This is a genomic window from Gordonia sp. NB41Y (assembly GCF_030718915.1).
In the GTDB taxonomy this organism is placed as follows: Bacteria; Actinomycetota; Actinomycetes; order Mycobacteriales; family Mycobacteriaceae; genus Gordonia; species Gordonia desulfuricans.
The window spans coordinates 1,012,468-1,037,729 of sequence record NZ_CP132196.1 but is presented as its reverse complement, the minus strand read 5'-3'; the positions used below and the strand labels follow the sequence as shown (position 1 = coordinate 1,037,729).

The following is a 25,262-nucleotide window of genomic DNA, read 5'->3' as shown; positions in this document are numbered from 1 at the left end:
TAGGGGGCGTCATCTGTTCACCCGGTTCGTGATCGGTGACCGGCAGTGGATCTCACCGCCCGGCCATTCGACCTGGCAGGCGGGCGTCCGGTCCGTCGGCCGGGGCGCCCGCCTGCGCCGAGTGGGTATCAGTTGCCGAAGTAGCTGACGTCGTCGTTGCCGATCAGGTCCGGCACGGTCCAGCCGTCGAGGTCGTACTCGGCCAGGCAGGCCTCGGCGAGACCCTTCATCTGGTCCACGCCGCCACGGTTCTGCGCCGCGAACAGCAACTCGGCCTTGACGTTCTCGTGGTTGCCCGAGTAGTTGCGCTCGTACAGTTCGTGGCGACCACCGAACTCGCTGCCGATCGAATCCCACAGCGCCTTCATCACCTTGACGCGGTCGACGGCGGTGATCCCGTCGGAACCGCGCACATACTTGTCGAGGTAGGGGCGCACGTCAGGGCTCTTGAAGTCGGCGGCACTCGACGGCAGGTAGATCAGGCCCGACGCCACGTCCTGCTCGATGATCTCCTTGATCCGCGGGTAGCCCTGCATCATGAACATCCGGTAGATCAGGCCGTACTCGAGGCGCGGGATGACGGTGTCGCCGATCCACGGCTCCGGGTTGTGGGCCATGGCGTCGGTGATCGTCCAGAACAGGTTGCGCCAGCCGATGACCTCGCCGACGCGAGTCTGCACACCGCGGAATCCGCCGGAGCCGGTGCAGTCGAGTGCCTTCATCAGCAGGCCGGCGATGAAGTCGAGCTTCACCGCCAGACGGGTACATCCCTGGAAGGTGAACCGCGGCAGGAAGCCGGACTGCGGGAAGAACGCGTTGATGCGCTCGACGTCGCCGTACATGAAGACGTTCTCCCACGGCACGAGCACCTTGTCGAAGACGAAGATCGTGTCGTTCTCGTCCATCCGGCTCGACAACGGATAGTCGAACGGCGAGCCCATCACCGCGGCGTGCTGGGTGTAGGACGACCGGCAGATCAGCTTGATGCCGGGTGCGTCCATCGGGACGGTGCAGATCAGCGCGAATTCCTTCTTCTTGATCGGCAGACCGTAGTGCGCGATGAAGTTGTAGTTGGTGATCGCCGAGCCGGTGGCCACCACCTTCGCACCCGAGACGATGAGGCCGGCGTCGGTCTCCTTCTCGACCTTCATGAACACGTCGCCGACCTCGTCCGGCGGGAGCTGGCGGTCCACCGGCGGGTTGATGATGGCGTGGTTCCAGTAGAGGACCTTCTCCTGCGACTCCCGGTACCAGCGTTCGGCGTTGGCCTCGAACGGCGCGTAGAGGTCCTTGTTGGCGTGCAGGGTGCCCAGGAACGATGCCTTGTAGTCGGGGGAGCGGCCCATCCAGCCGTAGGTCATGCGTGCCCACTCGGCGATCGCATCGCGCTCGACGATCAGATCCGCGCTGGACTTCGGGGCCTTGAAGAACGGCATGGTGACGCCGCCGTTGCCGGTGTCGGTGGAGGTGGTGACCTTGTCGCGGGTGGCCGGGTCGTGCATCGAGTCGTACAGACGGGCGGTCATGCGGATCGGATTGCGGAACGCCGGATGCGTGGTGACATCCTTGACCCGTTCGCCGTGCAGCCAGATCTCGCGGCCGTCCTTGAGGGACTCGATGTACTCGTCACCGGTCATCGGACGCGACGCGAAGTTCTTGGTCTGGTTGGCAGGGCTGTCGGCGGCGGGATTGGTCTGCGGTGCACCGTTCTCGTCGGTTTCGGGGCGTTCGATGGTGGTCACGATTGATACCTCTTTCTGATGGATCTGTCGAAACTCGTTATGAATCAGGCGGGTACGGAGGGCTGGGCCGAATGCTGTTCGCGGGTCAGGTGAAAGGGTGTGAAGGTGGTGTTGGAGTCGAACCAGCCCGAGTGCGGGTCGTCGGCGCACAGGCTCCACGCCGACGTCGAACTGGGTTCGCCGAGGTCATGAAAGGTGCTGCGGTAGTACAGCAGTGGTGACTTTCCGGATGCCTCCGCCTCGACGATCTCGCCGATGAAGATGATGTGGTCGCCGCCGTCGTAGCTGCGCCAGGGCTTGCAGCTGAGGACTGCTGCGCTGCCCTTCAGGATCGGGGCGCACGGGCCGTCGGCCCAGGTGGGACCGGGTTCAGTGGGGCGTCCGGCGAAGTGCATCGCGATGTCGAGCTGGTCGGCGGCGAGGATGTTCACCGCAAACGGTGCATCGGACAAGTAGCTGCACGCCTTGGACTTTCGGGTCAGGGTCACCTGGCACAGCCGCGGCTCCAGCGAGACCGCGGTGAAGGCCGTGACCGTGGCACCGTGTGGTTGCCCGTCGGTGTTGGTGCACGTGATCACCGTGACGCCACTGGCGAATTGTCCGAAGATGTTCTGTAGCTGCTTCTTCTCCATTGTGGTTCGCCTTTCCTCTGGAGCAGAATGTGAGGTAGAACATAGGTCGACCCCGCGCCGTTGACGAGCCGCTGAACGCGACGTCCATCCGAAAAGCGCAGTCGAGTGAAAAGACCGGATCTCCGGTCGCGGTGAGCGGGGTCGGGAGGTGACATGAGGTGACGGTCGAACGAATCGGGATCGCCGGCGACGGCGGCTGGGACATGGTGTCCGACACGGTGTCGGAGGCATACTTTCCGCACGAGCTCCGGCCGCGTGAGGCACACGAGCCGGAGCAGTCGGTGGATGTCGCGGTGACGGTGGTCGGCCAGTTACGGATCGCGCGGATCGGCTGGGGTGCCGAGGTGGCGGTCCGATCCGACCATCCCGGTGCCTATGGCATCAACGTGCCGCTGGGCGGCGTACTGGAGACCACGGTGGCGGGCCGCACCGTGGTGTCGACGAGTGGGCTGGCCACCGTGAACCCGCCGGACATGCCGTCGGACATCACGCGGTGGTCGAGTGGGTGCACCATCGTCGGCGTCAAGATCGCCCGCGACCTCGTGCAACGGGAGGCGGTGCGGATCTCCGGTGACACCGACGCGCAGATCCCCGGGCAGGTCGACCTGTCGCGGCCCGAGGCGGCGAGCTGGTTTCGGCTGGTGCGCTCGGTGGCCACACAGCCCGCCGACGATCCGCTGCTCGCCAATCCGCTCGTCGCCGATCAGCTGGCGGCGTCGCTGACCGACGCATTCCTGCTTGCGGCGTTGCCCGGGCCGGAGGCGGTCGGTGCGCCACGACCGAGGATCGTCACCCGCGTGCTCGACGCCATGCGTGCCGATCCGGCACGTGCGTGGACGGCCGGCGACATGGCCGAGGTGGCCGGGGTGAGTGTGCGCCGGCTCCAAGAGGGTTTCCGCGAGTACGTGGGGAAGACGCCTCGAGAATGCCTCACCGACTTGCGACTGCGTGGTGTCTACGACGAGTTGGCCGCGGGGGCATCGGATTCGGTGACCGACATCGCGATCCGGTGGGGATTCACCCACTCCGGTCGCTTCGCGAGTGCATTCCGCAAACGCTATGGCCTCACCCCGTCGCAGGTCATGCGGGAGACGTAGATGAGCCGACGAGGAGCGTAGCGAGAGCACCGACATCGTCGACTCACGAGGTTCGACTCGGGTCCTCGCTCACCACTGAATGAGGTTGCTGCCATGGATGGTTGAGCCGACGAGGAGCGTAGCGACAAGTCGTGTCGAAACCCCCGCCGGCCGAACTCGGAACGCAACCACTGGGTTCGGGGTGGGCGCCGACATCCTCGACTCACGAGGTTTCGACACGGGTCCTCGCGACGCTCTGTCCTGGCTCAACCACCCAATGACGTTGCGAGCATGGATGGTTGAGCCGACGAGGAGCGTAGCGACAAGTCGTGTCGAAACCTCCGCCGGCCGGGCTCGGAACGCAACCCACGGTCGAGGTGGTCACCGCCCGAGGTGACCCACCGAGGTTTCGACTCGGGTCCTCGCTTCGCTCGGTCCCGGCTCAACCACCCAATGACGTTGCGATCATGGATGGTTGAGCCGACGAGGAGCGTAGCGACAAGTCGTGTCGAAACCCCCGCCGGCCGGGCTCGGAACGCAACCACTGGGTTCGGGGTGGGCGCCGACATCCTCGACTCACGAGGTTTCGACACGGGTCCTCGCGATGCTCGGTCCCGGCTCAACCACCCAATGTGGTTGCCGTCATGGATGGTTGAGCCGACGAGGAGCGTAGCGACGAGTCGTGTCGAAACCCCCGCCGGCCGAACTCGGAACGCAACCACCAGGTTTGAGGTGGACGCCGACATCCTCGACTCACGAGGTTTCGACACGGGTCCTCGCGATGCTCGGTCCCGGCTCAACCACCCAATGTGGTTGCCGTCATGGATGGTTGAGCCGACGAGGAGCGTAGCGACAAGTCGTGTCGAAACCCCCGCCGGCCGAACTCGGAACCCAACCACCACCCAACACCCACCACCACAAACAGTTTCACCAAATCCTGCACACCCGTTCGAAGAAACGGGTACACTAGAGACACGCACTCGAACCCGGGGGGTGAGACCACATGTCAGACCCGACAACCACAATGCCACCCGACGCCGCACACGCATTGGCATTGATCACCCAAGGCCTCGACCTCCTCGCCGCCACCGACCTCACCCGCTGCCCCGACACCGACCTCATCACCGTCGCGAAAACCACCGAACAAACACTGTCGCGCCTCACCTACCACGGCGACCGACAATGGATGGAACTATCCGTACGCGGCATCCCCCGCAAACACGGACACACCTCGATGCACGCCTTCGCCGGCAACGAACTACACGCCTCCGACATCACCCGCCGTATGCGTCAAGTCCGCAACACCCAAACCCCACCCACCATCACCGGCGAACCCGTCACCCCCGAATGCCCCACCCTCGCCGCCGCGTTCGCCGCCGGCCACGTCGGACCCTCCCACATCACCGTCGTCCTCGACTTCGTCAAAGCCCTACCCGTCGCACTGCCCCACGACGTGAAAGTCGCCGCCGAACAAACCATCACCGAGCTCGCCACCCAATACCCCGTCGACCAGGTCAAAGACCTCGCCGCCGAACTGATGGCCCGACTCGACCCCGACGGCAGCCTGATCGACAAACCCGACCGCCACCGCCGCCGCGGACTCTGGCTGGGCAAACAAGGCATCGACGGCATGTCGAAACTCACCGGCACCATCGACCCCGTCCTACGGGCCCACCTGGAAACCCTGTTCGCCGCCTGGGGTCAACCCGGCGTCAACAACCCCGACGACGAATCCTCCCCGGCCGGAGACGCCCGCGCCACCGAAGTCATCGCCCCCGCCCTGAAGCACCCCAGGTTTCGTGCCACCTCGTTGGTGGGCTACCTGCTGGTAGTGACCCCAGCATAGTAGGCAGCCTCGTACTCGTTGGGCGGGACCAAGCCGATCGACCCGTGCAGCCGAGTCGAGTTGAACCAGTCGACGTAACCCAGGGTCGCGTATTCGACGTCCGAGAGGTCCTTGTAGGGCCCAGCGTGGAACACCGTGGTCTGGATACACTCGGTCTTGTACAGGCCGTTCGTCGACTCGATCAGCGCATTGTCGTAGGCGTCGCCCACCGATCCGATCGACGCGGTGATCGATTCCAGATCAAGCGTGCCCGTCAGGGCCGACGACGTATATTGCGAACCCGCATCACTGTGATGGATCAACTCGCCCGCCACCACCGGCCGACCTTCCCGCTCCCGCTCCGAGAGCGCCATCCGAAGCGGAATCATCACCAGCTCAACCGTTTTCGACGTAGACGCATGCCACGCCACGATCTGGCGGGAATACACATCGAGGATCAACGCGACATACACCCAACCCCGCCAGGTCCGCACATAGGTGAAATCGGTGACCCACACCCGGTTCGGGGCCGGCGCGGTGAACTCCCGGTTCAACAAGTCACCAGCCCGTTTCCCACCCGCTGCAGGGATCGTCGTCCGAATCTTCGTACAACGACGAATACCGTTGAGTTCCAACACCTTCATCGCCCGATCAACCGATCCGACAGACACCCCCGGCAGGCACGTCCGGTGCAGCAGAGCACGCATCTTCTCACGCCCGTACAGCCCTTCGGGCGTCAGCCGACGCCGCCCACGACCATCGGTCCGCCAAGCGATATCACGAATCCTGTCCACCGTCACCGCATCGGAATGGGTGCGTCCGGCAGGCCGACGCGACCGCCAGGCCCGATAGGTGCGTGCGGCGATCTGACAGCCCTGCTCAGACAGGACTCGGCAGATCGACTCGACCGCAACACCTTTGGTACGCATCTCATCAATGAAGCTGATGATCATCGATTGCGGGGGTCGAGTTCCCCCACGAAGAAAGACGTCGCCGCTTTCAACACCTCGACGTCCTCACGCAACCGCTTGTTCTCGGCCTTCACACGCTTCAGCTCGGCGAGCTCGGTACTGCTGGCCCCGGGCCTCCGGCCCCCATCGACCTCGGCCTGCACCGCCCACCGGCGCACCGTCTCTTTACTCACTCCGAGTTTCTTCGCGATCGCTGCAGCTGCTGCCGTCGTCGACGAGTACTCCCCGCCATGCTCGGCCAACATCCGTAACGCACGAGCCTTGACCTCGGGATCAATGTTCTTCGGCATGTGCTCATCCTTCCTGACTCAAAAGGAAGCGGCACGAAACCCCGGGGGATTCACCCAGACAACAGCCGCGGAAACCCGAGACACCCGCAGCCAAGCCCAACGCAACCACGACGCAGTCAAAGCCATGCTCAACGCCGTGTTCGCCGACGGAATGCTGGGTAAAACCAACCGCGGCCTCCCCATCCAGGTGATCGTGAAAACCGACCTCGCCGACCTCGCCGCCGAAACCGGCCACGCCATCACCGCCACCGGCACCCTGCTCCCGATCCCCGACCTGATCGACCTACTCCCCGAATCACAGATGTATCTGTCGGTGTTCAAAAACCACACCGCCGTCCCCCTGTACTTCGGGCAAGCCAAACGGATCGCCACCCCCGGTCAACGGTTGGCCCTGTTCTCCGCCCCCGACGGACACCACTGCGCCGCCGCCGGCTGCGACCGGCAGGCCGCCTACATGGAAATCCACCACGCCGTCACCGACTACGCCCGCGGCGGCCGCACCGACATCATCGAACTGGCCGCCCTGTGCCCCACCCATCACCGAATGGTCGGTGACCAACCCGGCCAGTTCAGCACCGGAAAGATCGAGTCCGGACCCGACGAAGGCCGCACCTGGTGGCAACAGAACGCCGAACCCGGCGCCCCACCCACCGAACGCCTCATCAACCGATTACCCGACGTGGCACACAACTATTTCGCCAACCTCGAACAGGTACGCGCCGAAATCCACGGCCGTACCCCACTCGAACGTGGCGGATTCACCCTCAACCGAATCAACGTGTTCGACGTGATCACGCCCGGACTGTTCACCGCAGACACACCCCACGCCCACGCATTCCGGGCGGCGATGAAATCAGCCGGACTATGAACCGCGGTCACCGACACCGCCGACTCACGAGGTTTCGACACGGGTCCTCGCTACGCTCGGTCCCGGCTCAACCACCAAATACGGTTGCCGCCGTTGATGGTTGAGCCGATGCGGAGCGTAGCGACAAGTCGTGTCGAAACCTCCGCCGGCCGGGTTCGGAACGCAACCACCCGGTTTGAGGTGGTCACCGACACCGTCGACTCACCGGGTTTCGACTCGGGTCCTCGCGATGCTCGGTCCCGGCCAACCACCAAATCATGGTGCGGCCGTTGATAGGTGAGCTGACGCGGAGTGTTGCGCGGGCGCCGTTTGCTTCGAGGTTGGTGCCGACACCGCCGACTCACCAGGTTTCGACACGGGTCCTCGCTACGCTCGGTCCCGGCTCAACCACCAAAGGTGGTGATCGTCAAACAGGTTGCCGCCGTTGGTGTTTGAGCCGACGCGGAGCGTAGCGACAAGTCGAGTCGAAACCTCCGCCGGCCGATCTCGGAACGCAACCACCAGGTTCGAGGTTGGTCACCGACAGCGTTGACTCGCCGGGTTTCGACTCGGGTCCTCGCGATGCTCGGTCCCGGCTCAACCACCAAATTGTGCCGTGATTGCGGACACTGGACCTTGAGCTTCAGGGTCGGTCCCGGCCCAACCATCGAATCATGGCGTTGATGCCGATGGTTGAGCCGAAACCTCCGCCGATGTCAGGCGCCGGCGCGAACCGACTTCGCTGCGGCGACCATGTTGGTCAGTGCTTCGGTGACCTCATCGGTGGTCCTGGTCTTCAGGCCACAGTCCGGGTTCACCCAGAGACGCTGCGGGCCGACGGCCTTGAGTGCCTCGGCCAGCGAGGTCTCGATCTCCGAGGTGCCGGGCACGCGCGGGGAGTGGATGTCGTAGACACCCGGACCCACGGCGTTGGCGAACCCGACGCTGTTGAGGTCGTCGAGCACCTCCATATGCGACCGGGCCGCCTCGATCGAGGTGACGTCGGCGTCGAGCTCGGCGATCGCGCCGATGACCTCACCGAACTCCGAGTAGCACAGATGCGTGTGGATCTGGGTTGCATCCTCGACACCGGCCGTCGACAGCCGGAACGCCCGCACCGCCCAGTCCAGGTACGCCTGCTTGTCGGCGTTGCGCAGCGGCAGCAGCTCGCGCAGGGCCGGCTCGTCGACCTGGATGATGCCGACGCCGGCCTTCTCCAGATCCACCGTCTCGTCGCGGATCGCCAGGGCGATCTGATCGGCGGACTCCGACAACGGCTGATCGTTGCGGACGAACGACCACGCCAGAATGGTGACCGGACCGGTCAGCATGCCCTTGACCGGCTTCGCCGTCAGCGTCTGGGCGAAGGTGATCCAGTCGACGGTCATCGGGCGCGGACGCACCACATCGCCGAACAGGATCGGCGGGCGCACACAACGCGTACCGTACGACTGCACCCAGCCGTTGACGGTCGCGAAGAACCCGTCGAGCTGCTCGGCGAAGTACTGCACCATGTCGTTGCGCTCCGGCTCACCGTGAACCAGGACGTCCAGGCCGATCTGCTCCTGCAGGTCGACGACGGACTTGATCTCGTCGCGCATCTTCTGCTCGTAGCCGGCCTGATCGATCTCGCCCTTGCGCAGTGCCGCACGCGCCAGACGGATCGCCGAGGTCTGCGGGTACGAGCCGATCGTAGTGGTCGGCAACGCCGGCAGGTTCAGCCGCTCGTTCTGCGCGGCCAGACGGGTGGCGGCCTCGCCACGGGTGACGTCGGCATCGTTCACCGCAGCCAGACGCTCACGGACGGCGTCGACGTGCACGCGCGGATCGGTGGCGCGGGTGGCCAACGCGGCAGCACAGGCGTCGAACGCGGCGGCCTCTGCCTCACGTCCGCCGGTCAGCGCCCGCGACAGGGTGGCGACCTCGGTGTACTTCTCGGCACCGAACGCCAGCCAGCCTCGCAGGTTGTCGTCGAGCTCGGTCTCCGGCTCCAGCGAGTAGGGGACATGCAGCGTCGAGCACGACGTCGACACCGCCAGCGAACCGGTCGAACCCAGCAGGGTACCCAGGGTGGCGAGAGCCTTCTCCAGATCGGTGCGCCAGATGTTGCGGCCGTCGACCACACCGGCGACCACATGCAGACGCGACAGCTCCGGGACGTCGACGACGCTCTCCAGGCGGCCCTCGATCAGATCCACCGCCACACCGTCGACACCGGAACGGGCCAGTGCCGGCAGTGCCTCTCCGGCGTCACCGAAGTAGGTGGCGACCAGGATCTTCGGACGCGCCGACGCCTGTGCCAGCGCCGAGTACACCGACCCGGCCAGCGCGGGCAGACCCGAGGCGATATCGGTGACCAGGGCGGGCTCGTCGATCTGCACCCACTCGACACCCGCCTCGGCCAGCACACGCAGCAGCTCCAGGTAGCAGGGGAGCAGCTCGTTGATCCGGTCCAGCGGCGAACCCGCACCGATCGGCTTGGACAGCGCCAGGAAGGTGATCGGCCCGACCACCACGGGGCGTGCGTTCACCCCGGCGGTGCGCGCCTCGGCGACCTCGGCCAGCACCTTCTCCGGGTTCAGCGTGAAGGTGGTGTCGGGACCGATCTCCGGAACCAGGTAGTGGTAGTTGGTGTCGAACCACTTGGTCATCTCCAGCGGAGCGACGTCGGCGGTACCGCGCGCGGCGGCGAAATACCGGTCCAGCGGATCGGAGATCGCGGCGACCCGCTCGGGCAGGGCGCCCAGCATCACCGCGGTGTCGAGCACCTGGTCGTAGTAGGAGAAGGTGTTGACCGGGATCGAATCGAGCCCGGCGGCCGACAGCTGCGCGATGGTGTCGGCACGCAGGCCGGCAGCGGTCGCCTCGAGCTCGGCGGCGTCCACACGGCCCGCCCAGTAGCCCTCGATGGCACGCTTGAGTTCACGACGCGGACCGATCCGGGGAGCACCGAGTACGGTCGCGGTAAAGGGTGAGTTGGTCCTCTCGGACATGAGACATTCACTCCTGCAATGGTTTCCGACGGTCGTCGCCATTGCAGGTGCGGCGGGCAGCCCCAGAGAGGTACGTGAGAAGACGACCTCGAAGTCAGCATGTCCGACCTGCACCCAGTCCACGAGGCGACGAGCCACCGACCGCGGCGCGGCCGGTACAGGAGGCAGGTCTTCGGACTCGTCGACAGGCGCGGATCACTCCGCGGAACCTACTGGCCGTCGCTTCCCGGGCGCGGGGCCCAGTGCATGTGACGGCGGTCGTTTCGACATACCGCTGCGGGACAGTTCCGGAGTCACACCGGATTCCCTCTCGCCCGCCCGACGCCGTGAGACATCGCACGGGCTCGACGCCGACGATCGGGTGTAGGGGCTCCATGACATCCCGGCCGGCGAACCAACTGCGCCGCCCATCATAGGCCAGCCATACCGCAGCACGGCAAACGGCTCTGCTATCGGCACCGACGTCGCGGGCCCGTACGCGTGGGTGGCCGGATCCCGGCGTGACGTTGCAGAGGTTTCGACGGACGGTCGGCCTCGCTAGCGCGAGGACGTCCTGCTCAACCATCGTTTGTGGCTGATTGAGCCGATGAGGAGCGGAGCGAGGGTGCGTTCCAGCGGTGGGTGAGGGAGGTTTCGACGGACGGTCGGCCTCGCTGCGCGAGGACGTCCTGCTCAACCATCGTGTGGGGTGCGTCCTGCTCGACCATCGTTTGTGGCTGATTGAGCCGATGAGGAGCGGAGCGACGAGGCGTGTCGAAATCTCCGCAGGTCAACGTTGGAACGTGAGCACCTCGGTGTTGGCCGGCTTCCGGCGTGACGTTGTAGAGGTTTCGACGGACGGTCGGCCTCGCTGCGCGAGGACGTCCTGCTCAACCATCGTGTGGGGTGGTTGGCTCCCAGCGCAATCTGCAGAGGTTTCGACGGACGGTCGGCCTCGCTGCGCGAGGACGTCCTGCTCAACCATCGTGGGGGGTGCGTTGTGCTCAACCATCGTGTGGGGTGCGTCGCGCTCAACCATCGTGAGGAGTCTGCTCGCCGCCGAGGACGCCGGCTCGATCACCGTCGGGGTCAGCTGCCCCGATACGTCGAGTAGGCGAACGGGCTCAGCAACACCGGCACGTGGTAGTGGCGATCGGCGTCGTCGACGGTGAAGCAGATGTCGACCTCGGGGTAGAAGGCCTCGATGTCGTTGTCGGAGAACCATTCACCGGTCTCGAACACCAGGTGATAGATGCCCGGGACCAGTGGCTGCGTGCTCACCTGCCCGATGCGGCCGTCGGCGTCGGTGACCCCCGACGCCAGCTCGCCGCCGGCCGCGTCCTGCAGGATCACCGACATCCCGACGGCGGGGGTACCGGATGTGGCATCCAGGACATGGGTGGACAAACCGGTCATCGCGTTGCTGCTCCTCTGCTCGGATCAGTCGTCAACATACTCGACCGCGGGCGTGAGCATCCGGGTCAGGCGGCTGCGGTTGATCTTGCCCAGTTCCATGCGCATCACCCGGCGCTCGGTGTCCGGGTCGTTGCGCATGCGTTCCTTGAGGATGCCCAGCAGCTCCGCGGCGGGACGACCGTTGGCGAACACCAGATAGACGTGGCCGAAGCGCTCTTCGTAGGCCGCGTTGAGTTCCTTCAACTCGGACAGCACCGCGGCCTCGGCGCCGACGACGCCCGACTGCTCGCGCTGCGAGGACGGATTGTCGGCGCGGTCACCGATCCGCGGATGTCCCGACAACGCCTCGTCGAGATCGCTCTCGGTGAGTTCGGCGAGGATCAGGTCCGCATAGTCGAGCAGGGCGTCGTCGTCGGTGAACGGCCGTGCCCTGGCGACGCGGAGCGCCCAGATCGACGAACTGCAGCATTCGTAGAGGGTACTGATGGCCTGCCGCTCACTGAGCTCGTTGAAACTGGACAAACCTCGCCAATCGACTCTTCGCACGCAGACCAGCCTAGGAGAGTTCGGGCTGACGCGAGAACCGGGCCGAGGTGATCGGGTTCGCATCGGCGACGAGATCGTCGAACCGGTAGTTGGCGATCTTCGCGATCTCGATCAGCGCGAACGACTTCTCCGACGTCGACGAGTTGTCCATCCGCGCCCAGCCGCTGCGCAGCACCCGGTCGTAGCGTTCGGTCTCGCGTGCACAGATCACCAGCGGGAAGCCGAAGTGATCGCGATACGCCGCGGCGAGGTTCACCACGTTCTCGTGCTCGGTCTCCTCGAGGTGCGAGAGCCCCTTGTGATCGACGGCCTGCAGTTCGCCGGTCTCCTCGTCCTCGGCGCCCAGATCGGGGAAGGCGCGGATCAGGTCGAGCTGTTCGGTGTCGCTGCCGGTGAGCATCGCCTCCTGGAAGGCGCTGCGCAGGTCGTGAACGTCGTCGAAGGGCCGCTGGTCGAAGGCGCGGTCGAGCACCCAGTCCACCCCCTGGACCACCTCGCCGAAGGTCTCCCGGAACTGTTCGACGCTCATCTCGTTGACCTCGTCGAGGGTGATGGCGCCGCCGCCGGCCACCGCCGGACCCTTGTTCCCGATGTGGAAGAACAAGAGGTTCAACAGGATTGCGGTGATCGCACCCATCGTGATGCCGGTCGAGAACGGGATCTGCAGGATCAGGTCGGGCATCGCCTGGTCGACACCGGGCAATGCCGGGACGTCGACCGGGGCACCCTTCTCGATCACCGTCGTCGGTGCCGACGACTGCGAGAACTGGACGTAGAGCGCCACCGCGAGCGAGGTGGCGGCGATGATCAGATTGCGGTGATCGGTGAAGTCCACCGAGGTCAGGGTCTGGATGCCGACGATCGCCACGGTGGCGAACATGATCAGGGCGGCACCGCCGAGCACCGGGGCGGGGATCGACTCGACCACCTTGGCCAGCTTGGGCAGCAGCCCCAGGATGATCATGATGACACCGGCGCAGGCCACCACCCATCGGCTCTTCACGCCGGTCAGGCGCACCAGGCCGACGTTCTCGGAGAACGCGGTGTAGGGGAACGAGTTGAACGACCCGCCGATGATGGTGGCGACGCCGTCGGCCCGGACCGCCGCGGCCACGTCGTCGGACTTGATGCGTTTGCCGACGATCTCACCGGTGGCGAAGATCGACCCGGTCGACTCCACCGCGACCACCAGTAGCACCACGATCATCGACACGATCGCCACGATGTCCCACTGCGGCCAGCCGAACGCGAACGGCGGGGTGAAGCCCAGCCAGTCGGCCTCGCCGACCGACGAGAAGTGCGCGTCACCGCACAGCCAGGCCACGAAGGTGCCCACCACCAGACCCAGCAGGATGGCGATGGTGGCCATGAAGCCGCGGAAGAACCGTTGCATCAACACGATCAGCAGGATGGTGCCCAGGGCGTAGCAGACCCATTTCCAGTTGCCCGGATCCTTGAGGTGCTGGTTGGGATCGGTCACCGCATCCCCGGCACCCACCGGGATCAGGCACACCCCGATGATGGTGATCAGTGTTCCGGTCACCACCGGCGGCAGAAAGCGGATCAGCTTCGCGAAGAACGGCGCCATCAGGAAGGTGAAGACGCCCGCCGCGATCACCGCGCCGTACACCGTCTGCAGGCCGACGCGTCCGCCGCCGTGCTGATTGGCGATCTGGATCACCGGGGCGAGGGTCGCGAACGTGATGCCCTGCAGCAGTGGGAGGCGCACGCCGATCTTCCAGATACCGACCGACTGGAGCAGCGAGGCGATGCCACAGGTGAACAGATCGGCGGTGATCAGCATGGTGAGGGCCTCGTTGTCGAGGCCGATCGCCCGCGCGATCAGCAGCGGGACGAGGACCGCACCGGCGTAGAAGGCGACGACATGCTGGGCACCGAGCGCGACCAGTCTGCCGGGGGGTGGCACCTGGTCGACGGGATGAACCCGCTTGCGCTTGGCTGGTACGGATGCGGCTGGGGCCGAGTCGGTGGACATCGCCATCTCCCTGCGACGGATGAACATAGTTCGATGCGGCGATGATGGATGAGGAACACCACCGCATCAGCAGCTAAATAGTGGACCCGCGCAACGGTTCTCGCGACCGCGTGATCGTATATTGCGGTGGTGTAACCACGCCTTGTTCGGTGGTCTGATGCCGTCGGGCGGCACTACCGTGGGCGTGGTGGACCCGGGTCTTCGTCACCGTCGGAAAGGGGATCGGCCATGGATGTCGGTGCGGTTCTCGCGGCCGGCGGGGGCAGAAGATTTGGTATCCCGAAAATCCTTGCCCAGCAAGGAGAGTGGCTCGACATCGCGGTCGATGCACTGCGACGTGGCGGGTGCGCCGAGGTGCTGGTCGCGATGGGGGCCGCACTCGTCGATCCGCCGCCGGAGTCGCAGGCGGTGACGGTCCCGGACTGGGCTGTGGGAGTCTCGGCGAGTGTGCGTGCGGTACTCGATCACGTCGCCGATCGGCCCGAGATGGACGGGGTTGTTTTACATGTTGTTGACACGCCGGACGTGGGGTCCGACGTGGTGGCGCGGATCGTGGCCACCGCGGGCGGTCGGCGGGACGCGCTCGTCCGCGCCGTCTACGACGGTCGGTCCGGTCATCCGGTGTATCTGGGCGCGGACCATCTGTGCGGCGTCCGGGCGGTCCTGGCCGGTGACGTCGGTGCACAGACCTATCTGCGCGGCCGTGACGACGTCACGGTGGTGGAATGCGGTGATCTCGCGACCGGTGTCGATCACGACGTGCCGGACTGACCCCGGACATTCGGCGATCGGGATCCGGCGATCGGGATCTCAGAGCCCGTCGGTGAGGGGCCCCACGGCACCGAGTCCGAGCGCGCCGTCGGCGAACCGTGTGACCGGGCCGATCGCCGTGGTGAGTGCCTCGTCGTGGCCGTCACGGCAACGACCCCACAGGCCGCGGTCGGCGTCGACCCCGATCACGGCGACGAGCTCGCCGGTGGTGGGGATGCACACCGCCCAGGTGAATCGGGTCTCGGTGTGCCAATCATGTTCGGCCGCAGCGACATACGTGGCGGGCTGATCTATCCCGAGAGCCGACAACGCCGGGACGTCGGTGATCCGCTCGTCGGCGCGAAGCGCCCGCAGATACCACGTCCCGGCGTTGATCTCGATGGGTTCCACTACGGCAACCCGATCAGGCGAACGTCACTTCAGTTCCAGGAGCACGGTGCCCTGGGTGATCGCGGCACCGGCCTCCACGGCCAGTCCGGTCACGACACCGTCCTTGTGGGCGGTGACCGGGTTCTCCATCTTCATGGCCTCCAGGACCACCACCAGATCACCGGCGGCCACGGTCTGACCCTCCTCGACGGCCACCTTCACCACGGTGCCCTGCATCGGTGCGGTGACGGCGTCACCCGACGCAGCGGCGGCGCCGCCCTTCTTGCGGGTGCGGGCCTTGGGCTTGGTGCGGATGGCGCCACCGCCGGCACCCCCGCCACCGAGGGCCAGATCGCCCGGCAGCGACACCTCGACGCGGCGGCCACCGACCTCGACGACGATGTTCTGTCGCGGAGTGGTGTCGTCCTCGATGGCCTCGCCACCGGTGTAGGGCTCGATCGGGTTGACCCAGTCGGTCTCGATCCACTTGGTGTAGACGTCGAACGACTCGACGCCGTTCTCGTCGGTGTGACCCATGAACGCCGGGTTGGACACGATGTGGCGGTGGAACGGCAGCACCGTGGCAAGGCCCTCGACCTCGAACTCGGCCAGAGCACGGCGGGCACGCTCGAGTGCCTGCTCGCGGGTCTCACCGGTGACGATCAGCTTGGCCAGCATCGAGTCGAACTGGCCGCCGATGACGTCGCCGGCCACCACGCCGGAGTCGACGCGCACACCCGGGCCGGACGGCTCACGGTAGACGGTGATGGGGCCCGGGGCCGGCAGGAAGTTGCGGCCGGCGTCCTCGCCGTTGATGCGGAACTCGAAGGAATGGCCGCGCGGGGTCGGGTCCTCGGAGATCTCGAGCTTCTCGCCCTGGGCGATGCGGAACTGCTGGCGCACGAGGTCGATGCCGGAGGTCTCCTCGGTGACCGGGTGCTCCACCTGCAGGCGGGTGTTGACCTCGAGGAAGGAGACCAGGCCGTCGTTGCCGACCAGGAACTCCACGGTGCCGGCACCGTAGTAACCGGCCTCACGGCAGATGGCCTTGGCTGAGGAGTGGATGCGCTCGCGCTGCTCGGTGGTCAGGAACGGCGCGGGGGCCTCCTCGACCAGCTTCTGGAAGCGGCGCTGCAGCGAGCAGTCGCGGGTACCGGCGACGATGACGTTGCCGTGCTGGTCGGCGATCACCTGGGCCTCGACGTGGCGGGCCTTGTCCAGGTAGCGCTCCACGAAGCACTCGCCGCGGCCGAAGGCCGAGATGGCCTCACGGGTGGCCGACTCGAACAGCTCGGGGATCTCCTCGATGGTGTAGGCGACCTTCATGCCGCGGCCACCGCCACCGAAGGCGGCCTTGATCGCGACCGGCACGCCGTACTCCTTGGCGAAGGCGACGACCTCGTCGGCGTCCTTGACCGGGTCCTTGGTGCCGGGCGCCATCGGGGCCTCGGCCTTGAGGGCGATGTGGCGGGCGGTGACCTTGTCGCCGAGGTCGCGGATCGACTGCGGCGACGGGCCGATCCAGGTGATGCCGGCGTCGATCACGGCCTGGGCGAAGTCGGCGTTCTCCGAGAGGAAGCCGTAGCCGGGGTGGATGGCGTCGGCGCCGGAGGTCTTGGCGGCGTCGAGGATCTTGTCGAAGACCAGGTACGACTCCGCCGAGGTCTGACCACCGAGCGCGAAGGCCTCGTCGGCGAGCTTGACGAACTGCGCGTTCGCGTCGGGCTCGGCGTACACCGCGACACTGGCGATCCCGGCGTCACGGGCGGCACGGATCACACGGACGGCGATCTCGCCACGGTTGGCGATGAGGACCTTGCTGATGGCAGAGGGACTGGGCACTTGTTCTCCTGGGCCTTACTTGGGGGCGCCGCGTCGCGTGCGCGCCACGGGGCGGTTCGGCACGGCGTCCGGATAGGGCGCCGAAATCGGGTTCTGGGCACCGGTCACAACAGGGTGTCCGCGACCGGCGTGGCGCACCTCCTGGAGTCTAGGCGGCGCACACACCGGCATTCACCCTAACCCACCGAGCAAACGATCGGTGGAGGTGTGGGTCACATCCGCGAGTTGAATGTGCTGCCATCGGCGACGGCCCGCACACAGGCCGCGAAGGCGGCGAGGAACCCGGGCACGAGCTCCGCGTCGGCGTGGTGCGGGAAGCGGGTGGAATACCGCAGGCCCGACGGGGTGCGGGTGATCCAGATGTAGACCTCGTCGGGGGAGTAGGAGTGGCTGCGCAGCACCTTCGCCCGGCCGGCGTCGGCGGCGGCCGCACCCGGGGCATAGCGGGTGTCGATGAACGAGATCACGAATCGTGGATGCCCGCTGTGGCCGATCAGCTCGGCCACCCGCAGATACGGCAGTGATGCCCCCTGTCGGGAATGCTTCAACTCCGCGGTCGACCGCGCCACCGTCTGGTCGAAGGTGGGCGAATCGGACATGTCGAGACAGAACGGTGCGACGGCGACGAACCAGCCGAGCGCGGCCAGCCAGCGCGCGTCGTTGCGTGTGTGCCGGGGCAGCACGCACCGGAACTCGGGGTCGTCGGTGATGTCGTGGTGCACCATCGCGAACGCGGCGAGGACCCCGGCGGTGAGCGATCCGCCGGCCTCGGCGCAGACCGCGGCGAACCGGTTCGCGGTGTCGTCGTCGGTGATGACCCCCGACCGCGACTCCTGGGGCCGTTCACCGCCGGCGGCCGGGCCGGGGACGGTGGTGGTGTCGGCCGACGCCGATAGCAGGGCGGGCATGTCGCCGCTGCCGGCCTGCAGGAATCTGCTCCAGGTGCTCACCGCCGGGTGGTCGGCGCCGTCCTGGTCGGCCTGGCGTCGCTCGGCGGCACTGAAGTCGACGTAACTGCCCACCTCGGGAAGGTCCACCGACCGATGGTCGCGCATCGCCCGGTAGATCGTGGTGAGCTCGTGCTGGGCCATGATCAGCGAGTACCCGTCGAGCAGGGAATGGTCGGCGGTGAAGATCAGCGTGAACGACGACTCACGGCCGATCGTCGCGAACAGGTAGGCGGGCCAGTGCATCGGGGCGGTGGCGCGGTCGAAGGAACCGGCCAGCTGCTCGACGAGCGGTCCGGGCTCGGCGTACCAGCCGATCCGACCCATGTTCAGCCGGACCGTCCCCGGTGCGGTGGTCAGCCGCCGCAAGCCGTCGCGGGTGATCACCACGTGACTGCGCAGCACCTCGTGCCGGTCGATCCAGAACCTCAGCGTCGCGCGCAACGCCGGGATCGACAGCGCCTCGTCGAACTCGACGGACACGCCCAGCCACGACTCGCGGCCGCCCTCCCGGTGCGTGCGCGCACGGTACTCGAACGCCGCCCGCAGGTGCTGTTCGTGATTGTGTGAGGTCAACCGCGGATCCGGGCTCCAGGTGCCCAGGCCGCCCGGGGTGAACGGGGTCCACTCGACGAGCCCGCCCGGCTCGATCGGCTCCTCCAGGATCTGGATGAACTTCATCAGTCCGACGTCGGGGAGCCCGCGGGCGGGGTCGCCGATCCGGTGCCGGCGGGGCCGGCTCCGGTCTGCGCGCGCACCTGCGACTTGATCCGGCCGAGCATCCCGGCCATCCCGCGCAGTCGCAACGGGCTGACCGCCGCGGCCAGCCCGAGATCGTGATAGAAGTCGCCCGGCACGGCCAGGATCTCCGCAGCCGACGCGCCGTCGAGACCCTGGTGCAGGATCGAGGCGAATCCCCGGGTGGTGGGGGCCTCCCGTGGTGCGCTGAAGAACAGGCGCACCGACCCCGGGTCGTCGGCGTCGACCGACAGAAACACCGGGGACTGGCACTCGGGTACCGGTTCCATCGCCTCGGTGCGAAGGTCGTCGGGAAGGTCGGGTAACTCGCCGGCGAACTCGAGCAGCATGGTGACGCGGTCCGAATCGCCTACGGCCGCAAAGTCGTCGACGATCTCGGCGAGAGCTGGGGGCAGACTCATGACGAGCTGGGCGCGGTACCCGGCTCGTCACCGACGACGATCGGTGCGCGCACGGCGTTACCCCACTCCGTCCACGAACCGTCGTAGTTGCGGACGCTGCCGAATCCGAGCAGATGGGTCAGCACGAACCAGGTGTGGCTCGAGCGCTCACCGATCCGGCAGTAGGCGATGGTCGGGGTCTGCGGGTCGAGGCCACCGTAGATCTCGTCGAGCTCGGTGCGACTGCGGAAACGGCTGTCGGGTGCGGCCGCCTTGGCCCACGGGATCGACACCGCGGTGGGGATGTGACCGCCGCGCAGTGCACCCTCCTCCGGGTAGTCGGGCATGTGGGTGCGCTCACCGGTGTACTCCTGCGGCGAGCGCACGTCGATCAGCGGCTCGGTGCCCAGGGACTCACGGACCTGGGCGGCGAAGGCGCGAATCGCGGAGTCGTTGCGCTCGACCACCGGGTAGTCCGACCGCGGGTACTCCGGGACGTCGAAGGAGGTGTCGCGGTCCTCGGCCATCCACGCGTCGCGTCCGCCGTCGAGCAGCCGGACGTCCTCATGGCCGAACAGGGTGAACACCCACAGTGCGTAGGCGGCCCACCAGTTGGACTTGTCGCCGTAGATGACGATGGTGTCGTCCCGCTCGATTCCCTTGCTGCGCATCAGTTCTGCGAACTGCTCACCGTTGATGTAGTCGCGGGTGACGGGATCGTTGAGGTGCAGGTGCCAGTCGACCTTCTGGGCGGTCGGGATGTGCCCGATGTCGTAGAGCAACACATCCTCGTCGCTCTCGATGATCTTGAGTCCCTTGCTGCCCAGATGCGCGGAGAGCCATTGCGTCGTCACCAGCCGCTCGGGGTGCGCGTAATCGGCGAAGGCCGGATTCTGGTCGGTCTCAACGCTCAACTGAACAACCTCTCCCACAGTGGGTCAGGGATCGGCGGGCTGCGCGGTCCCGCAGAAAGCCTACCCAGTCGCGAGGTGCGGCGGGCGGCCAACCGGGTCGGTGCGGCGATTCGCGGCATCGGCAGCCGGTCGGGACAACCGCGACATCACGGTCTGCGGTGTCGCGACCTCCCGGTCATTCAACTGGTGACAACCTGTTCGGCCGCACCCCGAAGCGTTGCTAGATTCCTCACATGATGCGTCCAGGCTCGGCCCGTTTCCGACTCGTCGTCGCGATCGCGGTCACGGCGATCGGGCTCGCCGCATGTTCGACCGGCGGCGACGACGAGGCCGTCCCCACCCGGTCTCCCGCCACCACCACGGCGACGACCTCGGCATCCGGGTCGTCGACGGCCTCGAGTACCCCGCGCAGCAGCACCACACGATCGTCGTCGGCGCCGACCGGCTCGGTCCCCGGCGACTGTACCGCCGGGAACTGCCCCGCACTGCCGGTGCCGACGTCGTCGCTGATGCAGGGACAGATCACCGCCGGCAATGCGCAGCAGAAGGTCCCGGCGTACCTGAGCTCGGTGCTCGACGACCTCGACGGCACCTGGGGGCCGTGGTTCGAGGAACTGGGTTGGGGCAACCCGGATCCCGGCCGCGTACTGGTCGCCTCGGGGGAGACCTTCCGCTCCTCGTGCACCGACACCGACGACCGGGACACGGTGGTCGAGTCCGACACCCCGAATGCCTTCTTCTGCCCGGTGGACGTGGCCGCCGACGGCTCCGGGCAACGGGTCGAGGGATCGGTGATCCTGCCGGTGGAGACCTTCGTCGGGATCTGGACCGGCACCTTCCTGGTCCAGGGCCCGCTCGATCAGATCGGTGGGTTCCAGGGCGAGTTCACCGCGGCGACGGTCGTGGCACACGAGTACGGGCACGCCGTGGTCGACCGCATCGCACAGGCCGGCGGGCTGGGTCCGCGGTCGGAGCCGCGCGGGGAGAACGCCGAGCTGATCGCCGACTGCCTGGCCGGCAACTGGGCGGCCACCGTGCTCAAGCGCCACCAGCTGTCGATCGCCGACATCACCCAGGCCGTCGCATTGCTGCAGAAGATCGCCGACCCGGCCCCCGGCCAGGGCCACGGCACCGCCACACAGCGGATCGGCGCGATCTCCCTCGGCTTCTTCGGACCATCGCTCGGACAGGGCCAGCCGGTGAACTGCTTCACCAAGTACTGGCCCGAGGTGTTCGGCTGACGGCCGGAACGACCGAGACCCTCTGGGACACGACACCGGCCGGGACGGCCCAGACCTGACCCCGGCCGGGACGGCGCAGACCTGACCCCGGCCGGGACACGACACCGCCGGCACCGGAGAACCGGTGCCGGCGGATCAGATCGTGGCGGTGATCGGGACCACCGGTGATCAGGAGCCGGGTTGCCAGAGGTCGGCGACGGCGATCCCGACCCGCGTCAGGAGCCGGCGCACCGTCGGCAGACCGATACCGATCACCGACGACGGGTCGCCGTCGATGCCGTCGACGAACCATGCGCCGAGACCGTCGAGGGTGAACCCGCCGGCCACCTCCAGGGGTTCACCGGTGGCCACATACGACTCGATCTCGGCGTCGGTGGCGTCGGCGAACTCGATGGTCGTGGTGCAGGTGTCGTTGGCCGAGGCCACCACGTCCAGACCGGCCAGCACGCTCACGTGATGGCCGGTCAGCAACTGCGCCGAATGCCCGCGCACGCGCTTCCACTGGGCGATCGCCACCTCGGGGGTGTGCGGTTTGCCGGTCAGCGCGCCACGGAACAGCAGCATCGAGTCGCAGGCGATCACCACGGTGCGGTCGGCGTGGGGTCCGGGATCGGTGCCGGAACGTTCGGCGACCAGCCGGGCCACCACGGCGTCGGCCTTGGCCATCGCCAGCCGGGCCACCACATCCTCGGGCGGGGCGCCGAGGAGGCCCTCCAGGACGGAGTCCTCGTCGACGTCGGAGACCACGACCCGGGGGTCGAGCCCCGACCGGCGCAGCACCGACAGCCGTGCCGGCGACGCCGACCCCAGGATCACCTCATGGCGCGGTGTACGCCCGGTGGTGGCCACCGGCGTCAGCGGCCGAGGTTGGTGAAGCCCAGCGGTGAACCCCACTGCGGGCGCAGCCGGTCCACCGGGCGGCCCCACTCGTTGCGGGGTTCGGTGTCGGCCGGGCCCGGGCCCGATCCGCCAGCCGCGGCGAGGACCGACACCAGTACGGCGACGTCCTCGGCGGTCGGGTTACCGCTCACCACACGCAGGAAGGGAGCCTTCTCGGCGGCGTTCTCCCCGGCGCTCACGCCGGTCGTCTCGTCGGCGCTCACAGCGGGATGTTCCCATGCTTCTTCGGGGGCATGGTCACCATCTTGCGCTCCAGCAGCCGCAGCGCGGTGGCGATCTGGCCGCGGGTGTGGCTCGGCGGGATCACCGCGTCGACGTAGCCACGCTCGGCGGCGACGTACGGGTTGACCAGGGTGTCCTCGTACTCCTGCTGGAGTTCCAGACGCAGCGCGTCGACGTCCTCACCGTTGGCCTCGGCCTCCTTGAGGCGGCCGCGGTAGACGAAGCCCACCGCACCGGAGGCGCCCATCACGGCGATCTGGGCGGTCGGCCAGGCCAGGTTGACGTCGGCACCCATGTGCTTGGAGCCCATCACGTCGTACGCGCCGCCGTAGGCCTTGCGGGTGATGACGGTGATCTTGCCGACGGTGGCCTCGCCGTAGGCGTAGAGCAGCTTGGCGCCGCGGCGGATGATGCCGTTGTACTCCTGGTCGGTGCCCGGCAGGAAGCCCGGGACGTCCACCAGGGTCACGATCGGCACGTTGAACGCATCACAGGTGCGCACGAAGCGTGCGGCCTTCTCCGAGGCGTCGATGTCGAGGCAGCCGGCGAACTGGGTCGGCTGGTTGGCGACGATGCCGACGCTGCGTCCGTCGACCCGGCCGAAGCCGACGATGATGTTGGTCGCACGCTCGGCCTGGACCTCGAGGAACTCCTCGTCGTCGACGATGCGGCGGATGACCTCGTGCATGTCGTACGGCTGGTTGGCCGAATCCGGGATCAGGGTGTCGAGCTCGAGGTCTTCCTCGGTGAGGGTCTCCTCGATCGACCCCGCGGCCGGGGTGGCCACCGGCAGACGCGGCGGCTCGGCGCGGTTGTTGCTCGGCAGGTAGCCCAGCAGTTCCTTGACGTAGTCGAGGGCGTCCTGCTCGTCGGAGCCGACGTAGTGCGCCACACCCGACTTGGTCATGTGGGTCTGGGCGCCGCCCAGATCCTCCATGGTGACGTCCTCGCCGGTGACGGTCTTGATGACGTCGGGGCCGGTGACGAACATCTGGCTGGTCTGGTCGACCATCACCACGAAGTCGGTGAGTGCGGGGGAGTACACGTGGCCGCCGGCGGCCGGACCCATGATCAGCGAGATCTGCGGGATCACGCCGGATGCACGGACGTTGCGGTAGAAGATGTCGGCGTAGAGGCCGAGGGAGACCACACCCTCCTGGATGCGGGCACCGGCGCCCTCGTTGATCCCGATCAGCGGCCGGCCGGTCTTGATCGCCAGGTCCATGACCTTGACGATCTTCTCGCCGTAGACCTCGCCGAGGCTGCCACCGAAGACGGTGACGTCCTGCGAGAAGACGCACACCTCGCGGCCGTCGATGGTGCCGTAGCCGGTCACCACGCCGTCGCCGAGCGGGCGACGGTCGGCGAGCCCGAAGTTGATGCTGCGATGGCGGGCGAGGGCGTCGAGCTCGACGAACGAACCCTCGTCGAGCAGGTTCTCGATACGCTCGCGGGCGGTCATCTTGCCCTTGGCGTGGACCTTCTCCACCGCGGCCTCGCCGACCGGGTGTTTCACTTCCTCGAGTCGCTGGCGCAGATCGGCGAGTTTTCCGGCCGTCGTGTGGATATTCGGCGCGGCGCCGGAGTCGGACGAAGCAGTGGTCATGGAATCCGATGCTAGCCAGAGGAGTGTGACCCCCGTCAACCCGCCCCAACGTGAGATTTCACTCATGTTCCCGAGCGATCGGTCGGGGAAGTGGGATACCGCGTCCGAAGCAGGTCAGCGCCCCGTAGGGTGACTGGTCATGACCGATCTCACCTCCGGCGACCCCTCGGATCTGCGCTCCGGCATCGACCGTCTCGGCGACCGGCTGGCCGGCACGATCTGGCAGCGGGTGGAAGTGGTGGACTCGACCGGTTCGACCAACGCCGACCTCGTGGCGCGGGCATCGGAGCCCGACATCGTCGGCACCGCCCGCATCACCACCGACCAGACCGCCGGTCGAGGCAGGCACTCGCGGGTGTGGGAGGCCCCGGCCGGTGCGCAGCTGGCCATCTCGGCGGTGCTGCCGGTCCGCGGGCACACCGACACCCTGGGCTGGCTGTCGCTGGCCACCGGGCTCGCCGTGGCCACCGCGATCGAGGAGACCACCGGCCTGCGGGCGATGCTGAAGTGGCCCAACGACGTGCTGATCGGGGACAAGAAGGTGTCGGGGATCCTCGCCGAGTACGTTGCGGCGACCGACTCGGTGCCCGGCGGGATCGCGGTGGTCGGAACAGGTTTCAACACCGACATGACCGCCGATCAGCTACCCGTGCCGACGGCGACGAGCCTGCGCATCGAACTCGGTGAACCGGTGGACGCCGCCGCGCTGGCCGTCGACTACCTGCGGGCCCTCGGCGGCCTGGGATGGCCGGACGATCTCGCGACCATCACCCGCCGCTACCGCGACCGCTGCGACACCCTCGGCCGTCGCGTGCGGCTGATCCTGCCGGGTGACGACGTGCGGGTGGGGACGGCCGTCGACGTCGACCCAGACGGACGGATCGTGGTCCGCACCGACAGCGGGGAACAGGTCAGCGCCACCGCCGCCGACGTCGTACACCTGCGGCCCGAGGACGACTGAGCGCCCGCGCAGGCGCCGGCCCGCCGGGAGTAGCCGT

At 67.3% G+C, this 25,262-nt stretch carries 21 protein-coding genes, 1 riboswitch and 1 other annotated feature; of the genes, 6 read left to right on the top strand and 15 right to left on the bottom strand.

Annotation, left to right across the window (positions count from 1 at the left end; genetic code table 11):
* Positions 1-128 precede the first annotated feature (128 nt).
* On the bottom strand, positions 129-1,742 hold the full coding sequence (locus tag Q9K23_RS04430; protein WP_053776091.1) for a 4-hydroxyphenylacetate 3-hydroxylase N-terminal domain-containing protein: 1,614 nt from the start codon (positions 1,740-1,742) through the stop codon (positions 129-131).
* 44 nt (positions 1,743-1,786) lie between these two features.
* Complete coding sequence (locus Q9K23_RS04425; RefSeq protein WP_020794453.1) at positions 1,787-2,374, bottom strand: flavin reductase family protein; 588 nt, start codon at positions 2,372-2,374, stop codon at positions 1,787-1,789.
* Between the two features lie 203 nt (positions 2,375-2,577).
* Here Q9K23_RS04425 and Q9K23_RS04420 point away from each other — a divergent pair, with 203 nt between their 5' ends.
* On the top strand, positions 2,578-3,471 hold the full coding sequence (locus Q9K23_RS04420) for an AraC family transcriptional regulator (RefSeq protein WP_053776096.1): 894 nt from the start codon (positions 2,578-2,580) through the stop codon (positions 3,469-3,471).
* A 982-nt stretch (positions 3,472-4,453) separates the two neighbouring features.
* The gene (locus tag Q9K23_RS04415) at positions 4,454-5,296 is read left to right on the top strand and encodes a DUF222 domain-containing protein (protein WP_082365660.1); all 843 of its coding nucleotides are present in this window, start codon (positions 4,454-4,456) and stop codon (positions 5,294-5,296) included.
* Here Q9K23_RS04415 and Q9K23_RS04410 read toward each other — a convergent pair.
* Positions 5,269-6,536 (bottom strand): IS3 family transposase gene (locus Q9K23_RS04410; protein WP_305950401.1). Its coding sequence is split into 2 segments (ribosomal slippage): positions 5,269-6,263 and positions 6,263-6,536, totalling 1,269 coding nucleotides; the frame shifts between segments, so codons are not numbered across the junction. The two genes, Q9K23_RS04415 and Q9K23_RS04410, sit on opposite strands and share 28 nt — an antisense overlap.
* Positions 6,133-6,267: a sequence feature (AL1L pseudoknot), on the bottom strand. (Overlaps the previous gene by 135 nt.)
* Between Q9K23_RS04410 and Q9K23_RS04405 the strand changes: the two genes are divergently transcribed.
* Complete coding sequence (locus tag Q9K23_RS04405; RefSeq protein WP_020792107.1) at positions 6,523-7,404, top strand: HNH endonuclease signature motif containing protein; 882 nt, start codon at positions 6,523-6,525, stop codon at positions 7,402-7,404. The genes Q9K23_RS04410 and Q9K23_RS04405 overlap by 14 nt on opposite strands.
* Before the next feature lie 695 nt (positions 7,405-8,099).
* Here the strand turns inward: Q9K23_RS04405 and metE are convergent.
* From metE to uraD (Q9K23_RS04385), 4 genes are all read right to left on the bottom strand, one after another.
* On the bottom strand, positions 8,100-10,376 hold the full coding sequence (gene metE / locus Q9K23_RS04400) for a 5-methyltetrahydropteroyltriglutamate--homocysteine S-methyltransferase (protein WP_053778018.1): 2,277 nt from the start codon (positions 10,374-10,376) through the stop codon (positions 8,100-8,102).
* A 163-nt stretch (positions 10,377-10,539) separates the two neighbouring features.
* Positions 10,540-10,702, bottom strand: a riboswitch (cobalamin riboswitch).
* Between the two features lie 742 nt (positions 10,703-11,444).
* Positions 11,445-11,771, bottom strand: a complete 327-nt coding sequence (gene uraH, locus Q9K23_RS04395) for a hydroxyisourate hydrolase (protein ID WP_020792111.1) — start codon at positions 11,769-11,771, stop codon at positions 11,445-11,447.
* A 24-nt stretch (positions 11,772-11,795) separates the two neighbouring features.
* Positions 11,796-12,317 (bottom strand): 2-oxo-4-hydroxy-4-carboxy-5-ureidoimidazoline decarboxylase, encoded by a 522-nt coding sequence (gene uraD / locus Q9K23_RS04390; RefSeq protein ID WP_053778017.1) that lies wholly within the window; start codon positions 12,315-12,317, stop codon positions 11,796-11,798.
* Between the two features lie 10 nt (positions 12,318-12,327).
* Entirely contained in the window at positions 12,328-14,313 is a 1,986-nt protein-coding gene (gene uraD / locus Q9K23_RS04385; protein ID WP_053778033.1) for a 2-oxo-4-hydroxy-4-carboxy-5-ureidoimidazoline decarboxylase, read from the bottom strand.
* 228 nt (positions 14,314-14,541) lie between these two features.
* On the opposite strand from uraD (Q9K23_RS04385), the gene Q9K23_RS04380 reads away from it, so the two are divergent.
* Positions 14,542-15,084 carry an NTP transferase domain-containing protein gene (locus Q9K23_RS04380; RefSeq protein WP_020792109.1) on the top strand — a complete coding sequence of 181 codons (543 nt, stop codon included), beginning with the start codon at positions 14,542-14,544 and terminating at the stop codon, positions 15,082-15,084.
* Positions 15,085-15,123: 39 nt separating this feature from the next.
* On the opposite strand, the gene Q9K23_RS04375 is transcribed toward Q9K23_RS04380, so the two are convergent.
* The 5 genes from Q9K23_RS04375 to Q9K23_RS04355 form a co-directional block, all read right to left on the bottom strand.
* Positions 15,124-15,474 carry a hypothetical protein gene (locus tag Q9K23_RS04375; protein ID WP_020792106.1) on the bottom strand — a complete coding sequence of 117 codons (351 nt, stop codon included), beginning with the start codon at positions 15,472-15,474 and terminating at the stop codon, positions 15,124-15,126.
* A 24-nt stretch (positions 15,475-15,498) separates the two neighbouring features.
* Positions 15,499-17,295, bottom strand: coding sequence for an acetyl/propionyl/methylcrotonyl-CoA carboxylase subunit alpha (locus Q9K23_RS04370; protein WP_053778016.1), 1,797 nt, complete (start codon positions 17,293-17,295; stop codon positions 15,499-15,501).
* A gap of 212 nt (positions 17,296-17,507) precedes the next feature.
* On the bottom strand, positions 17,508-18,923 hold the full coding sequence (locus tag Q9K23_RS04365; protein WP_053778015.1) for a condensation domain-containing protein: 1,416 nt from the start codon (positions 18,921-18,923) through the stop codon (positions 17,508-17,510).
* Positions 18,923-19,402, bottom strand: coding sequence for a SufE family protein (locus Q9K23_RS04360; protein ID WP_053778014.1), 480 nt, complete (start codon positions 19,400-19,402; stop codon positions 18,923-18,925). Before Q9K23_RS04360 ends, Q9K23_RS04365 begins: the two co-directional genes overlap by 1 nt.
* Positions 19,399-20,295, bottom strand: a complete 897-nt coding sequence (locus Q9K23_RS04355) for a sulfurtransferase (RefSeq protein WP_053778013.1) — start codon at positions 20,293-20,295, stop codon at positions 19,399-19,401. Before Q9K23_RS04355 ends, Q9K23_RS04360 begins: the two co-directional genes overlap by 4 nt.
* A 233-nt stretch (positions 20,296-20,528) precedes the next feature.
* On the opposite strand from Q9K23_RS04355, the gene Q9K23_RS04350 reads away from it, so the two are divergent.
* Complete coding sequence (locus tag Q9K23_RS04350) at positions 20,529-21,536, top strand: neutral zinc metallopeptidase (RefSeq protein ID WP_305950400.1); 1,008 nt, start codon at positions 20,529-20,531, stop codon at positions 21,534-21,536.
* A 168-nt stretch (positions 21,537-21,704) separates the two neighbouring features.
* Here the strand turns inward: Q9K23_RS04350 and Q9K23_RS04345 are convergent, their stop codons facing one another.
* Genes Q9K23_RS04345 through Q9K23_RS04335 form a run of 3 tightly spaced genes read right to left on the bottom strand, consistent with a single transcriptional unit; the run spans position 21,705 to position 24,264 of the window.
* Entirely contained in the window at positions 21,705-22,385 is a 681-nt protein-coding gene (locus Q9K23_RS04345; RefSeq protein ID WP_053778032.1) for a Maf family protein, read from the bottom strand.
* A gap of 5 nt (positions 22,386-22,390) precedes the next feature.
* Entirely contained in the window at positions 22,391-22,639 is a 249-nt protein-coding gene (locus tag Q9K23_RS04340) for an acyl-CoA carboxylase subunit epsilon (protein ID WP_020792931.1), read from the bottom strand.
* Positions 22,636-24,264, bottom strand: a complete 1,629-nt coding sequence (locus Q9K23_RS04335) for an acyl-CoA carboxylase subunit beta (RefSeq protein WP_020792929.1) — start codon at positions 24,262-24,264, stop codon at positions 22,636-22,638. Before Q9K23_RS04335 ends, Q9K23_RS04340 begins: the two co-directional genes overlap by 4 nt.
* A 139-nt stretch (positions 24,265-24,403) precedes the next feature.
* Between Q9K23_RS04335 and Q9K23_RS04330 the strand changes: the two genes are divergently transcribed.
* Entirely contained in the window at positions 24,404-25,225 is an 822-nt protein-coding gene (locus Q9K23_RS04330; protein ID WP_053778011.1) for a biotin--[acetyl-CoA-carboxylase] ligase, read from the top strand.
* The last annotated feature ends 37 nt before the right edge of the window (positions 25,226-25,262 follow it).

Coding starts and splice junctions, on each gene's coding strand:
- Q9K23_RS04425 (WP_020794453.1), bottom strand. CDS start 2,374: ATGGAGAAGAAGCAGCTACAGAACATCTTCGGACAATTCGCCAGTGGC.
- Q9K23_RS04420 (WP_053776096.1), top strand. CDS start 2,578: ATGGTGTCCGACACGGTGTCGGAGGCATACTTTCCGCACGAGCTCCGG.
- Q9K23_RS04415 (WP_082365660.1), top strand. CDS start 4,454: ATGTCAGACCCGACAACCACAATGCCACCCGACGCCGCACACGCATTG.
- Q9K23_RS04405 (WP_020792107.1), top strand. CDS start 6,523: ATGTTCTTCGGCATGTGCTCATCCTTCCTGACTCAAAAGGAAGCGGCA.
- metE (WP_053778018.1), bottom strand. CDS start 10,376: ATGTCCGAGAGGACCAACTCACCCTTTACCGCGACCGTACTCGGTGCT.
- uraH (WP_020792111.1), bottom strand. CDS start 11,771: ATGACCGGTTTGTCCACCCATGTCCTGGATGCCACATCCGGTACCCCC.
- uraD (WP_053778033.1), bottom strand. CDS start 14,313: ATGTCCACCGACTCGGCCCCAGCCGCATCCGTACCAGCCAAGCGCAAG.
- Q9K23_RS04380 (WP_020792109.1), top strand. CDS start 14,542: ATGGATGTCGGTGCGGTTCTCGCGGCCGGCGGGGGCAGAAGATTTGGT.
- Q9K23_RS04365 (WP_053778015.1), bottom strand. CDS start 18,923: ATGAAGTTCATCCAGATCCTGGAGGAGCCGATCGAGCCGGGCGGGCTC.
- Q9K23_RS04360 (WP_053778014.1), bottom strand. CDS start 19,402: ATGAGTCTGCCCCCAGCTCTCGCCGAGATCGTCGACGACTTTGCGGCC.
- Q9K23_RS04350 (WP_305950400.1), top strand. CDS start 20,529: ATGATGCGTCCAGGCTCGGCCCGTTTCCGACTCGTCGTCGCGATCGCG.
- Q9K23_RS04335 (WP_020792929.1), bottom strand. CDS start 24,264: ATGACCACTGCTTCGTCCGACTCCGGCGCCGCGCCGAATATCCACACG.
- Q9K23_RS04330 (WP_053778011.1), top strand. CDS start 24,404: ATGACCGATCTCACCTCCGGCGACCCCTCGGATCTGCGCTCCGGCATC.